General features: G+C 45.8%; 14 protein-coding genes. 4 read left to right on the top strand and 10 right to left on the bottom strand.

Annotated elements, in window-relative coordinates:
* Positions 1–7: 7 nt before the first annotated feature.
* The 3 genes from Q1V85_RS20415 to Q1V85_RS20405 all read right to left on the bottom strand — a co-directional run bounded on the left by Q1V85_RS20415 (position 8) and on the right by Q1V85_RS20405 (position 3338).
* Positions 8–415 carry an Rrf2 family transcriptional regulator gene (locus Q1V85_RS20415; protein WP_300602478.1) on the bottom strand — a complete coding sequence of 136 codons (408 nt, stop codon included), beginning with the start codon at positions 413–415 and terminating at the stop codon, positions 8–10.
* 132 nt (positions 416–547) lie between these two features.
* Positions 548–1549 (bottom strand): cation diffusion facilitator family transporter, encoded by a 1002-nt coding sequence (locus Q1V85_RS20410; RefSeq protein ID WP_300602476.1) that lies wholly within the window; start codon positions 1547–1549, stop codon positions 548–550.
* A 10-nt stretch (positions 1550–1559) separates the two neighbouring features.
* Entirely contained in the window at positions 1560–3338 is a 1779-nt protein-coding gene (locus Q1V85_RS20405) for an LptF/LptG family permease (RefSeq protein ID WP_300602473.1), read from the bottom strand.
* A 119-nt stretch (positions 3339–3457) separates the two neighbouring features.
* On the opposite strand from Q1V85_RS20405, the gene Q1V85_RS20400 reads away from it, so the two are divergent.
* Entirely contained in the window at positions 3458–4066 is a 609-nt protein-coding gene (locus tag Q1V85_RS20400) for a hypothetical protein (protein ID WP_300602470.1), read from the top strand.
* A gap of 44 nt (positions 4067–4110) precedes the next feature.
* On the opposite strand, the gene Q1V85_RS20395 is transcribed toward Q1V85_RS20400, so the two are convergent.
* On the bottom strand, positions 4111–4488 hold the full coding sequence (locus tag Q1V85_RS20395) for an START-like domain-containing protein (protein ID WP_300602469.1): 378 nt from the start codon (positions 4486–4488) through the stop codon (positions 4111–4113).
* A 227-nt stretch (positions 4489–4715) separates the two neighbouring features.
* On the opposite strand from Q1V85_RS20395, the gene ffh reads away from it, so the two are divergent.
* Positions 4716–6056, top strand: a complete 1341-nt coding sequence (ffh, locus tag Q1V85_RS20390; protein ID WP_300602467.1) for a signal recognition particle protein — start codon at positions 4716–4718, stop codon at positions 6054–6056.
* Positions 6057–6102: 46 nt separating this feature from the next.
* Here the strand turns inward: ffh and Q1V85_RS20385 are convergent, their stop codons facing one another.
* Entirely contained in the window at positions 6103–6276 is a 174-nt protein-coding gene (locus tag Q1V85_RS20385; protein WP_300602465.1) for a hypothetical protein, read from the bottom strand.
* A gap of 19 nt (positions 6277–6295) precedes the next feature.
* Between Q1V85_RS20385 and Q1V85_RS20380 the strand changes: the two genes are divergently transcribed.
* Entirely contained in the window at positions 6296–7561 is a 1266-nt protein-coding gene (locus Q1V85_RS20380; protein ID WP_300602463.1) for a Fic family protein, read from the top strand.
* 75 nt (positions 7562–7636) lie between these two features.
* Here Q1V85_RS20380 and Q1V85_RS20375 read toward each other — a convergent pair whose 3' ends face one another.
* The 5 genes from Q1V85_RS20375 to Q1V85_RS20355 all read right to left on the bottom strand — a co-directional run bounded on the left by Q1V85_RS20375 (position 7637) and on the right by Q1V85_RS20355 (position 11197).
* Positions 7637–7951 (bottom strand): GNAT family N-acetyltransferase, encoded by a 315-nt coding sequence (locus tag Q1V85_RS20375; RefSeq protein ID WP_300602462.1) that lies wholly within the window; start codon positions 7949–7951, stop codon positions 7637–7639.
* Positions 7952–7986: 35 nt separating this feature from the next.
* Entirely contained in the window at positions 7987–8961 is a 975-nt protein-coding gene (locus Q1V85_RS20370) for a zinc-binding alcohol dehydrogenase family protein (RefSeq protein WP_300602461.1), read from the bottom strand.
* A gap of 12 nt (positions 8962–8973) precedes the next feature.
* Positions 8974–9867 carry a pirin family protein gene (locus Q1V85_RS20365; RefSeq protein WP_300602459.1) on the bottom strand — a complete coding sequence of 298 codons (894 nt, stop codon included), beginning with the start codon at positions 9865–9867 and terminating at the stop codon, positions 8974–8976.
* A 77-nt stretch (positions 9868–9944) separates the two neighbouring features.
* Positions 9945–10811 (bottom strand): pirin family protein, encoded by an 867-nt coding sequence (locus Q1V85_RS20360; RefSeq protein WP_300602457.1) that lies wholly within the window; start codon positions 10809–10811, stop codon positions 9945–9947.
* 20 nt (positions 10812–10831) lie between these two features.
* A complete protein-coding gene (locus Q1V85_RS20355; RefSeq protein WP_300602455.1) occupies positions 10832–11197 on the bottom strand; it encodes a hypothetical protein in 366 nt (121 codons plus the stop codon).
* Positions 11198–11375: 178 nt separating this feature from the next.
* On the opposite strand from Q1V85_RS20355, the gene Q1V85_RS20350 reads away from it, so the two are divergent.
* Positions 11376–11993 (top strand): Yip1 family protein, encoded by a 618-nt coding sequence (locus Q1V85_RS20350; RefSeq protein ID WP_300602454.1) that lies wholly within the window; start codon positions 11376–11378, stop codon positions 11991–11993.
* Positions 11994–12166: the final 173 nt, after the last annotated feature.

Below are 12166 nucleotides of genomic sequence, written 5' to 3'. Positions count from 1 at the left end.
ACCGGCTCTAATCCTTCAGGTCGGCGAGGGTACGGCTCTCTAATACTTCAAGGGTTACATCCCGTACCTGCCGCATTACATCATGCAGTCCGCAATGTTTTTCGTCGCAGTTTTTACAGCGCTCGTAAAAGTACAGGCTTACGCAGGGTAACATGGAAATGGGGCCATCGATCAGCCGGATGATCGTTGCCATTTTTACATCAGCCGGATTTTTTTTAAAGAAGTAACCACCGCCCTTTCCCTTTTTGCTTTCCAGGATGCCGGCTTTGCGAAGTTCCAGCAGGATATTTTCCAGGAATTTTAAAGGGATCCGTTTCTTTTTTGAGATCTCGGAAATGAGCACGGGGCCGTCCTGCTGTTTATCAGCCAGGTAGCTCAGTGCCTTAAAGGCATATTGTGATTTTTTTGTGAGCATATATGAATAACAAATGTTCGGTTATAAAGTTAAGGAACTATTGGTTGAAAAGCTAACAGGTTCAACCGTTGCCACCGTATTTATTTTCAGCGTTTTTGAATATTTAGAATGCCTTGCTCATGCCCGCTGATACTAATTCCGGGCTTTTAACCGGTGACGCTGATTTTGAAGTACATTCTCCAGGTTCCATGGGATGGTTTTTTCAAAGGGAGCCTGTCGCACCGGGCAGTCTTGTTTAGCGCATAGGGTACATTGAAAGTATTTACATCCATCGGAGTGTACGAAGAATTCTACCGCTTCGCCATATTCGTTCCGGATCAGTGCGGCCAGCTGGTCAATTTCAAGATGCGCTTCCGCCACATTCAGGTACCAGGGTACCGTTAAATGACAATCGATATGCAATACACTTCCGTATTTGATCACTCTGAAATTATGCAGATCTACCCAGTTCTGGGCCCTGTTTTTATTCAGGTACGCAATCATTTCCTGTAATAGTTGCTGATCAGCTTCATCCATAATACCGGCAATGGAGCGCCGCAGGATGGTGTAGGAGGTGCGCAGGAGCAATATGGTGAGCAGGAGGGCCACAACGGAATCCAGCCAAAAGATCTTTGTAAAAAATACAAGGACCAACCCAATAATCACGGCTATGGTAGAATAGGTATCGGTATGAAGATGCCTGCCGCTGACTTCCAGCGCAATGGAATGATTTTTTTTGCCGGTGGCGATGCAGATGCTGCCCAGCGCATAATTGACAATAGCTGTAGCTGCCACCAGTATAATGCCCAGGTCCAGTTTGTCCAGAGGCTGCGGATGTATCAGCTGGTCAATGGCTTTATAAAGCACCACGAGGCCGGCAATGCCAATAAGCGTGCCCTCTACCGCAGCAGATAAGAACTCTGCTTTTCCATGGCCATAAGGATGGTTTTCATCCCGCGGTTGTGCGGCCAGGTAAAGGCTGTAAAGCCCGATAAATCCTGCCGCCACATTGGCAATACTTTCCAATGCATCGGTAAGGATCGCCACCGAATGCGTAGAGAAATAGGCAATCGATTTTACGATGAGCAAGAGTAAAGATACTGCGGCCACCCATTTCTGGATTTTCAGGTTTTGCCGGGAGCTTTGCGTTGTCATTGTGATCCGATTATGCGGTTTTCCGGTTCGCGTTGCCACGGTTTTTCCTGGAACGGATATAGCCCTGTATTTTACGTTTCAGGCGGTGATAAAATTCTTTATTGAAGAGGTTTGAATCGTGCATGGCCTTATAGGTAAGGAATGCACCGATGGGAGCTAAGATGAAAGTAGACAGCCACATTCCTGAAAAAGGTGTAAGGCTTCCTTCCTTGGCCATCTTTTCCCCGGTATTGGATGAAAAATAAAAAATCAGGAAGAAGATAATGGCAAAGATCATGGGAGTACCCAGTCCACCTTTACGGATAATGGACCCTAATGGCGCCCCGATCATGAACATCAGGAAGCAGGCCAGGGCCAGCACAATTTTTTTATGCCATTCGATCTTATAACGGCGAATGTTCTTTTCCTGTTCCTGGATACTGGTCAGGTTCATGTTGGCATTGTCTTTTACCACGGTGATGGTACCATTGGCACGTTCTTTTACATTAGACAAAGCACTATCCGGTAAAAAGGCCATAAAGACATTGGCGTTCTTTTTTTGGGGTTTGATGCTCTTTTTGGCTGTGTCTTTTTTTGCGGTTCCGCTGTCGCCGGCTGCTTTTTTTGATGAGTCTGCTTTTACAATGGCCGTCTTTTGCGACGTATCGGCTATTTTAAGGGTGTCGATGGCAAAATGCAGTCGCTTGTATTTCGGAGCTTTCGTTTTCCGTCGCTTCCTGGCCACAGGAGTTTTTACAGTTTCCTTTTTCTTTGATGCGGTATCGGCCTTTGCCGGCGGCGGCAGGAGGCTGGCTTTTGCTTTTCCTGTAACGGACAGTCCTAAAAATGCGTCTTTATTTTTCTTAAAATTCAGGATCGAGTCGGGAATCGTAATGCCCTTGGTTACGCTGTCGCGATACTGCAGCAGGCTGAATGTATTTACCAGGCTGTTTTGATAGCGTTCTACTTCCATACTGGTATACTTGGTCATGGAATCCAGCGCCTTATCCAGCTGCCGCATACTCAATACCCGCTCGTTGTTCCGGTTATTGCTGTCGCTGGAAGATTTAAAGTTAAATGCACTGATGTCCAACTGCATTTTATATTCTTTAAAACCCAGGCGGATGTATTCTGTAGCCGAATCTGTCCGGCTGCCCCGTTCCTGGTAGCGCCATCCATCCCTGAAAACGATATCCAGGAAGCGCTTGTCGGGCGAAGGCTTCATGGTGCCGTTTTTTGCAATGATAAAGTTGTCCTGCAGGGATCCGTAGTTATTTTCAAAAACGATCAGGTCGCGGATCGTACTGTCGTCCTTTTCCTTTTTCCCGATCTTAATGGCAAAACGATCCAGTTTGTCATAGAATACGCCTTCCTTAATATCAAATGCCGGTTTAGCCAGTACAATATCTGCCAGCAGGGTACGCGATTTCAGCTGTGCCACGGGAATTACATAGTTGGCAAAGAGAAAAGCGCAGAAACTGATCAGGAGGGTTACCCCTACCAGTGGCCGCATAAACCGTAGAAGCGAAATACCGGAGGATTTTATGGCTACCAGCTCAAAGCTTTCGCCCAGGTTTCCAAAGGTCATCAGCGAAGAAAGCAACACCGCCAGGGGAAGGGCCAGGGGAATCAGTACGGCACTTTGGTACCAGATGAATTTTAAAATGGTAAAGGCATCCAGTCCCTTGCCTACAAAGTCATCGATCCAAAGCCAGAAAAACTGCATTACCAGTACAAAAAGGGTAATGAAAAAAGTGGCCACAAACGGGCCAATAAATGCTTTAATAATCAGTTTATCTAACTTTTTCAACTATTTCCGGTTTCTGTTGATGGTTTATAGTTCCCCCGTCAATAGCGCTCCGGTTACAGGTAGCAGGTCTATTGTCGTTTCAACCACAATTCATTTAATTTGCAAATAACGTATACATAATGGAAGAAACAAAATTAAGCCTTTCTCCAGAGGAGTGGGGCATTGTTGCTGATCCTGAAATCATTTTAACAAAGAATGCGGTTTTGCATAAAGTAAAACGATCGCTGGAGGTATTGCACCAATGGCAGCAGGGACATGTTAATGAAAATATGAGCCGTTTGCCGGCCGAACTTTTTACGAACTCGGGGAAAATTTCAAAGGGGGAAAACTATAACGGTCTGCCTTACCTGATCCTGGATTATCCGCGCAACTTTGGCCAGGAACATATTTTTGCCATCCGGAGCCTGTTCTGGTGGGGAAAGCAGGTGAGCACCACCTTGCATTTGTCTGGCAAATGGAAGGAACAGTTTGCGCCCCGGTTAGCCGAACAACACAAACTATTGGGGGATGAAGCGTTTTATGTAAGCTACAATGGTGATGAATGGGAGCACGATGTACAGGGGAGTAGTTACCAGCCTTTCCATGAAGTGGACCTGCAGCAATGGCCGGACCTGCTAAAAAAAGCGACCTTTATCAAGATGGCTTCATTTGCCCCGATTGCACAATTAGAGCAGGCTCCGGAGATCTGGCAAAAAGCCTTCCGGAAATTTTTAGCGTTATTGTTCTAAAGGAATTGGTGTTTTCTGCCCAATGTTGAATGATCGTTCAGCGCTTAATTTCCCAGGCGATGGAACAATTCCTTAACCTGGTAATCCCAAAGCTGGCTTTGATCCTTGATATCTCTTTTTTCAGCAAAATCCGTGATCACTAAAATGGTCTGGTTAGTGATTTCTGATTTATCGATACGAAATTCGAAATATTCATTTTTGGGAGCGCCGGCCCAATGAAAACGGATCAGCCGTTCCTCTTCCTGTTCCAACACCTCCGCTTCTTCATAAGTGCCATTCCAGCCAAAATAAAAACGCCCGTTACGCTCATCCACATTTTCTGCAAACCACTCACCCAACCCATTGGAAGTGGCCAAAAATTCAAACAAAATTGTTGGAGAACACCGTACAGGGTACTCCAGTGTGTATAGCTGTTTACTCATCGCTCGGGGTGTGTTTATTAACTCAATTAGCTACAATAATATAAAAATTATCATACTTTCAAAATTTTTTTTGAGTTTATGCCGCCAGATGCGTTTTTTTCCCTAATAAACCCGGCTTCTGGGGCATAAAATGCATGGGAAGAGGCTTTCTGACGGTTTTTGGTGGTTGCTGCTTTTTAAAATAGTATATTTGCGGGCATTTTTCAGCGAATAATCTTTGGTAAAATATGTTTAATAGTCTACAGGATAAATTAGAATCGGCTTTTAAAAATCTTAAGGGCCAGGCACGTATTACGGAATTGAACGTTGCCGCTACGGTAAAAGAAATCCGTCGCGCATTGGTAGATGCGGATGTAAACTATAAAATTGCCAAGGAGTTTACGGATAAGATCAAGGATAAGGCAATGGGAGAGAAGGTGTTGAATGCCATCAGTCCCGGCCAGTTAATGGTGAAGATCGTAAAGGATGAGCTTACGGAGCTGATGGGCGGTGAAGAGGCTGTTTTTAATGCAAAGGGTAACCCGGCGGTTATTTTAATTGCAGGGCTGCAGGGTAGCGGTAAAACCACCTTTAGTGGTAAACTGGCTAATTTTTTAAAAGGAAAGAAAGGTTTATCCCCCCTGCTGGTAGCAGCGGATATTTACCGCCCGGCGGCGATGGAACAGCTGCGGGTGCTGGGAGAACAGATCGGAGTAGAGGTACATATTGAACCGGAAAATAAAGACGCTGTATCGATTGCCCAGAATGCGATCGCAACGGCCCGATCGAAGAATAAGAATGTGGTAATCATCGATACAGCCGGTCGCCTGGCAATTGATGAAGCCATGATGACGGAGGTTTCCAATATCAAAAATGCAGTTAATCCGCAGGAGATCCTGTTTGTGGTGGATAGTATGACCGGGCAGGATGCGGTAAACACGGCCAAAGCCTTTAACGAGCGCCTCGATTTCAGTGGCGTGGTGCTTACCAAACTGGATGGTGATACCCGGGGTGGTGCGGCCCTTTCTATTAAATATACCGTAAACAAGCCGATCAAGTTTGTAAGTAACGGTGAAAAAATGGATGCGCTGGATGTATTTTACCCGGAGCGGATGGCCCAGCGGATCCTGGGTATGGGAGATATTACCACGCTGGTGGAACGTGCCCAGCAGCAATTTGATGAGGAGCAGGCCAAGAAACTGGAAAGCAAGATCCGGAAAAATAAGTTTGACTTTGCCGACTTTAAGATGCAGCTGGATCAGATCAAAAAAATGGGGAACATGAAGGACCTGCTGGGGATGATCCCGGGTGTGGGTGCAAAGATCAAGGACCTGGACATCAGTGATGAAAGCTTTAAAGGCATCGAGGCTATGATTGATTCCATGACGCCTGATGAACGCAGCAACCCCGACCTGATCAATGGCAGCCGCCGTAAGCGGATTGCCCTGGGCAGTGGTAAAGATATTTCGGAAGTGAACGCATTTATGAAGCAGTTTGAGCAAATGCGCGATATGATGAAGAATATGAACAAGATGGGTGCCTTTGGCCGCATGATGCCGGGCATGGGTAAGTTTAAGATGCCGGGTTAGGAAGCAGAGCCCGCTGAATGCTAAGCGCTACCAGTTGATTATTCCCTTATTGCTTTACTCTAAAACGAAACCCGTTTGGAAGGCTGATTTCTTTCTTGTCCGCCGCTTTTTCTGTTTTTTGACGGACAACTTCGTTTGTTTGTCCGCTAAAATGACCCTCTATCTCTAATTGTCCGCCGGTTTTATTGTTTTTTAATGAACAATCATTGTTGTCCGCCAAAATGATCCTCTAAAATCGTTTGTCCGCCATTTTTTGCACTTTTTGGCGGACAAAATCAGTTGTCCGCCAAAATAAACCCCTAAAATCGTTTGTCCGCCGTTTTTTGTATTTTTGGACGGACAAATATCCTGCTATAATTCTGACTTTAAATTTAGCGTTTCTCATGAATTTACAAAATGCAGTCGGATACCATGACGGATTGTTCCCCCCGGAGCATATTCGTTACGAGGTTATTATAAATGAATTGTTAGCTGCGGAACAATCGCTTGCCCGCTTTGACCAGATGTTGAAAAATCTTCACAACAGTGAAATATTGCTGACACCACTTCGGAATCAGGAAGCTGTGCTTTCTTCACGTATGGAAGGAACCATTAGCACCATTGATGAAATTATGGAATTGGAAGCTACTGTAAAAGAGGATCATGAAACAGCTTATCAAACAGATGTACGTTCGGATGTAATAGAAACTTTTCTATACCAGCGTTCTTTGCGCAATGCACAAAAAGGCATGGAAGCAGGATATGAAATATCCGATAGTTTGATCAAGCAAATCCATCAACAATTGTTAAGTTTTGGCCGGGGTGCTTCAAAATCGCCTGGCGCTTATAAAACGGAGCAAAATTTTATTGGCGACAAGGCAGGAGGACAGATCTCCTATATTCCCATTGCTCCCGAAAAGCTGCAAGATGGTATGGAACGGTTATTTGCATATCTAAAAAGTGATCATCATCCTGTTTTAATAAAGACCGCGTTGATGCATCTTGAGTTTGAAGCGCTGCACCCTTTTAAAGATGGAAATGGCAGGATCGGACGCATGCTGATAACACTATTCCTGTGGCAGCAACAATTAATCAGCGCTCCTCATTTTTATATCAGTGGTTATTTAGAAGAACATAAAGAGGCATACATCAGTTGCATGCGGGAAGTGTCTGAAACAGGAAACTGGGAGCAATGGTGCGCCTTTTTCTTAACGGCCGTAAAGGAACAAGCCCGGCAGAACCTGGAAATCGCAGAACAAATAAGCGGATTATATGAAGATATGAAACTGCGTGTTTCTGAAACACTGGCTTCTAAATGGAGTATGCAGGTATTGGATTATATTTTTACTTATCCCAAATTCAGACTACCCAGTTTGTATCGCAGTGCAGGAATACCGGAAAAGTCTGCCTCAAAGTTTATTAAAAAACTACTTGATGAAGGGTTACTTTATTTGCAACAGGAAGCAGCAGGCCGTAAACCTGCCCTGTATTCCTTTGAGCCATTAATGCGGTTGGTAAGAGTATAAACAGCATGGGGTGTAGCAGCGCCGGGATTGCTAAACGCTGAAGGCTTAATGCTGAACGCTAAGAGCTCTGATAGCTTACTCCCCAAATCCCTTAAATCCGGGATCCACAATGCGCTTCCAATCCGGATGGCGTTTAATATACGCAAATACAAATGGACAAAGCGGTACCAGGGTTTTGCCACTTTGCTCAATGGCTTCCAGGGTTTTTTCTACAATCGCCGTTCCGGCTCCCTTTCCTTCTAATTCCAGCGGTACTTCCGTATGTACCAGGGTAATATGGTGTGGCGTTTCATTAAATTGAATGAAGGCCGTATGCCCCTCAATGGTGAGCTGGTATTGTTTTTCTGCGTCATTTTTTACAAGCGGGATGGCTGTATATTCAGGTTTCATAACTCAATTGTTTTTGTTCGTTTTTTAAAGTTGAATCAACTGATTTCAATCACCAGCCGTTTGCCCGCATCCAGGGGCTTATTCCAGGCCGCTTCTATATTGATCAGCGGCTCTATATCCAAATCAATTTTTAGTTGTTTCGCCGCTGCCCGTTCAAACATTTCGGGCAACATGGTTTTGTTAAAGGCATCAAAGTCTTTAGGCGTTAAACTGCCAAAGCCGGAGCCCATCAATTCAATATCCGCACTACGCAAAGCGGCAGAACTTACGGGAAGCGCATCACCGGCCATTGCGCCTACGGTTACCACTTTTATTTTGCCGGCTGTATGATGTACCGATCCTCCACGGAAGGCATCCAGGATCAGTGCCGTGGGCTTGCCCCATAAATAATCCAGCACAATGTCAACGGGTGTTTGAGCCTGTAACTGTTTCACCTGCTCTGTAATGGCCGCATCCGTTTGCAGCAGGGAAATGGTATCATCTGCACCCAGGGCTATTGCTTTTTCCAGCTGGCGTGCATTTCTTCCGGTGGCAATTACTTTTCTGGCACCCATCAATTTGGCCAGCTGCACGGCCATCATTCCGGTTACACCGGTAGCCCCATTAATGAGCACCGTTTGACCAGCCTGCAATTGAGCCCGGTATCTTAACGCCATGGCAGAGCCTAATATGGCGTTGGGTAAGGCTGCTGCCACATCGGGGTTGATGCCTGGTGGCAACACAATGTATTGTCCTTTATGAATGATCGCTTTTTCGGCAATGGTTCCGGAGATACCCTGTGCATATACAAGCGTACCATCTTCCAGGGTTCCCACGCCGTCAATACCTACCACCACCGGCAATTGTGTATAGTTGGCATAATGGGTTCCCGCTGCACGGGCTTTATCCAGGTTTTTGACGGAGGCGGTCTTTATATGGATCAGTAACTGCTGATCGCCGGCAGGTACGGGATCGGGAAAATCTTCATAAACCGGGGCGGTTCCGGTCTGTTTTAAAACGGCTGCTTTCATGAATTGGTTTTGTTATTTTAATTTTACATTACCCGATTGTTCCGGTAGCGGCACAAATTCGGTTTCCCCGGGTACGGGCGGAAACCGCTGCTTCAGCCAGTCCTGCTTTGCCTTTTCAATGACGGCCCTGTCGGAGCTGACAAAGTTCCAGTAAATAAAACGTTCTTCCGGGAAGGGTTCGCCTCCAAAGATAAAAACCGTGGTATTGTCTGTGGTTTCAAAGGAACACAGCGTGCTGTCTTTGGCAATCAGGATCTGTTTGGGACCATAGGTATTGCCCTCGCTGATCACACTGCCTTCCAGGATGTAGAGCCCGCTTTCTCCATAAAGATCTTTACCGATATTGAGCACCTGGCCTTTGGGCGTTTGGATCTTTATAAAATATTGCGGACTGTGTACCGGCACCGGGGAAGTTTTACCGAATGCGGTTCCGGAAATCAGTTTAATAGTTGCACCTTCCTGCTCCCATACAGGAATTGCATTGGCTTCTACATGTGTGAAAGAAGGTTCGCTTTGTTCCAGTGCTTTGGGCAACGCAACCCATATCTGTAATCCATGCAGTTGTTTATCGGTGGTGCGCAGATGGGCCGGTGTTCGTTCAGAATGCACGACGCCTTTTCCGGCCGTCATCCAGTTTACGGCGCCGGGTGTAATTTCTACCTCCGATCCAAGGCTGTCGCGGTGCATAATGGCGCCTTCAAAAAGATAGGTAAGTGTAGAAAGCCCGATATGCGGATGCGGCGGTACATCCAGGTTCTGGTAGTCCTTCAGGTTGGCCGGGCCCATATGGTCGATAAAGATAAAAGGCCCCACCATGCGTTTCTGCCGGAAGGGCAACAGGCGGCCCACCAGGAAATTACCGATATCGGCAGCCCGCTCTTCGATGATCATTCCAATATTTGACATCTTGAATGTTTTTATAAAAGTAAATGAAAACCGGTGCAGTTCACGATCCCTGTTTGCGAAACAGCACCGGTTTAAAATTAATCCAAGGTTCCAAACCCGCCAGCCTGAAAAGCTTCCATCGCCTCATAAATTTCTGCCTGGGTATTCATTACAAACGGGCCATAAGCGGCAATGGGTTCAGGGATCGGTTCCCCGCTCAACAACAGTACCACGGCATCTTCCATAGCCGAAACCGTAATGGCCTCGCCTTCATTTTTAAAATAAACAAAGCTGTGCTCCGGGGCCTGCTTCCCATTTACAGTTACGGCACCTTTGATAATCAACAGGGCGGTATTAAAGTTTTCCGGGAACTGTGTGGTCACCACTCCGCCCGCTTTTAGTTTGATGTCCGAAAGATGAACAGGGGTATAGGTACTGGCTGGTCCCTGTATACCATTAAAGCTACCGGCAATCACATTTACGATACCGCCGTTCCCGGGAATCGTATATTTCCCCATCTGGTCTTTTCCGATTGCCTGGTAATGGGGCGATACATTTTTGTCTTTTGCGGGAAGGTTTACCCAAAGCTGTACCATTTCAAAAGGACCGCCGGTTTTTGAAAACTGCTCCTCATGAAATTCTTTGTGCAGGATACCGGAGCCTGCGGTCATCCATTGAACATCTCCTTCACCAATCACGCCGCCGCCGCCACTGCTGTCGGCATGTTGTACGCTCCCCTTATAGGCAATGGTTACTGTTTCAAAACCCTTGTGTGGGTGTGCACCTACGCCACGGGGAATTTCAGACGGACCAAAATTGTATTCGGGATTAAAGTCCAGTACCAGGAAGGGACTCATGCTTCTGCGGTCTACAGCAGCGGGGATAAAGCCATATACCCGGAACCCGTCGCCCACCATATGCGGCTGAGCCGGCCGGGGTATTATTTTTTCAATTGTTTTTTCCATTGTATGTTACTCCTTGTTATTTAGAGAATCTTCATATTTATTGGGGGGGTGAGCCCGTGATCGGTTACGGAAAACGAATGCCGCGGAGCGGTTTCCAGTTCTTTCAGGAACCCGTTGATTGCGGTTGCAAGTTCCGCTTCCTGTTCCTGCGCATAAGTAATCCACATGCTGTCGTGGTTTTTCAGCGAAAGCAATTTTTTCAGCATTGCTTCCTCATGAGTGCTCAGGTATGCTTCGGGTGCTACGACTACGTCAAAATCAACCAGCTGAAATTTCTCCACCGCTTCTTCGGCCGTAAGTACCTGAACCAGGTTGCTGTTTTCCTGCGCTTTCAGTAACTGCATTGCACGTTCACCAATGTTGATGCCTAAAATTTCTGTTTTCATATTCTTTACTCCTTGTACTATAAAGTTACAACCGTATAAAAGATTTATACTTAAACTAGGTTAAGTGATCCGGATCATGCCAGGAGCGTATGCTTATCGCCAGATTTAGCGATGAAGCCGTTGCTGATGGAGGACTACCTTTAGCCCTCCATTTCAAAAACTATAAAAACGTCTGATTATGAATGTCATCAACCGCGCAAAAAGCATGATCCTTTCTCCCAAAACAGAATGGGATATTATTGACGGGGAACAGCCCGATAATGCAAAAGTGATTACCGGGTATGTACTGCCGCTGGCAGGACTTGCCGCTGTAGCTGCATTTATCGGTTATGCATTTATTGGCGTGGATGCTGGTTTTTTTAGAATAAAAGGCATTAACTGGGGAATCTACCAGGCAGCAAATGCATTGATTATGGGCATATTGGGCGTATTTATCAGTGCCTTTGTAATTGATGCGCTGGCACCCAGTTTTGCTTCCGAAAAAAATATGGGCCGGTCGGTGCAGTTGGTCGCCTATGCTTATACGCCAGCATGGATCGGCGGTTTGCTCAATGTATTGCCTCCTCTTGCCTTTGTTGGTGCTATTTTCAGCCTGTATGGCCTGTACCTCCTGTATTTGGGTTTACCAAAAATGAAAAAGACACCGGAAGATAAACATCTTTCTTATTTTATAGTATCCCTATTGGTTATGATTGCGGTTTATGTAGTTATTGGTATGATCATGAGCGCACTGGTAATGCCTTCAATGGGGCTTTCGATGTCGACAGATATCCTTAAATCGATTCAGGGAAAATAAGCGGTGAACCTAAACCCTGAGTGAGGCGCCTTATTCTTTTGTAATAAAGCAAGAAATAAGGACATTGATCGTAAGAGACAGGAAGATAAAAAACGTCATAAGTAGCCCTTTAGTTATTCTACTTTATGAGTTGAAGAACCATATATGCACCTACGCATTGATCCCGATTTTGT

It is taken from the genome of Niabella sp. (genome assembly GCF_030150205.1).
Lineage (GTDB): Bacteria > Bacteroidota > Bacteroidia > Chitinophagales > Chitinophagaceae > Niabella.
The sequence above is the reverse complement of the archived record's forward strand: the minus strand, read 5'-3'. Positions and strand labels throughout refer to the sequence as shown.

Excerpts from the sequence above, each read along its gene's own strand:
- Q1V85_RS20415 (WP_300602478.1), bottom strand. The coding sequence starts at position 415 with ATGCTCACAAAAAAATCACAATATGCCTTTAAGGCACTGAGCTACCTG.
- Q1V85_RS20410 (WP_300602476.1), bottom strand. The coding sequence starts at position 1,549 with ATGACAACGCAAAGCTCCCGGCAAAACCTGAAAATCCAGAAATGGGTG.
- Q1V85_RS20400 (WP_300602470.1), top strand. The coding sequence starts at position 3,458 with ATGGAAGAAACAAAATTAAGCCTTTCTCCAGAGGAGTGGGGCATTGTT.
- Q1V85_RS20395 (WP_300602469.1), bottom strand. The coding sequence starts at position 4,488 with ATGAGTAAACAGCTATACACACTGGAGTACCCTGTACGGTGTTCTCCA.
- ffh (WP_300602467.1), top strand. The coding sequence starts at position 4,716 with ATGTTTAATAGTCTACAGGATAAATTAGAATCGGCTTTTAAAAATCTT.
- Q1V85_RS20375 (WP_300602462.1), bottom strand. The coding sequence starts at position 7,951 with ATGAAACCTGAATATACAGCCATCCCGCTTGTAAAAAATGACGCAGAA.
- Q1V85_RS20370 (WP_300602461.1), bottom strand. The coding sequence starts at position 8,961 with ATGAAAGCAGCCGTTTTAAAACAGACCGGAACCGCCCCGGTTTATGAA.
- Q1V85_RS20365 (WP_300602459.1), bottom strand. The coding sequence starts at position 9,867 with ATGTCAAATATTGGAATGATCATCGAAGAGCGGGCTGCCGATATCGGT.
- Q1V85_RS20360 (WP_300602457.1), bottom strand. The coding sequence starts at position 10,811 with ATGGAAAAAACAATTGAAAAAATAATACCCCGGCCGGCTCAGCCGCAT.
- Q1V85_RS20355 (WP_300602455.1), bottom strand. The coding sequence starts at position 11,197 with ATGAAAACAGAAATTTTAGGCATCAACATTGGTGAACGTGCAATGCAG.
- Q1V85_RS20350 (WP_300602454.1), top strand. The coding sequence starts at position 11,376 with ATGAATGTCATCAACCGCGCAAAAAGCATGATCCTTTCTCCCAAAACA.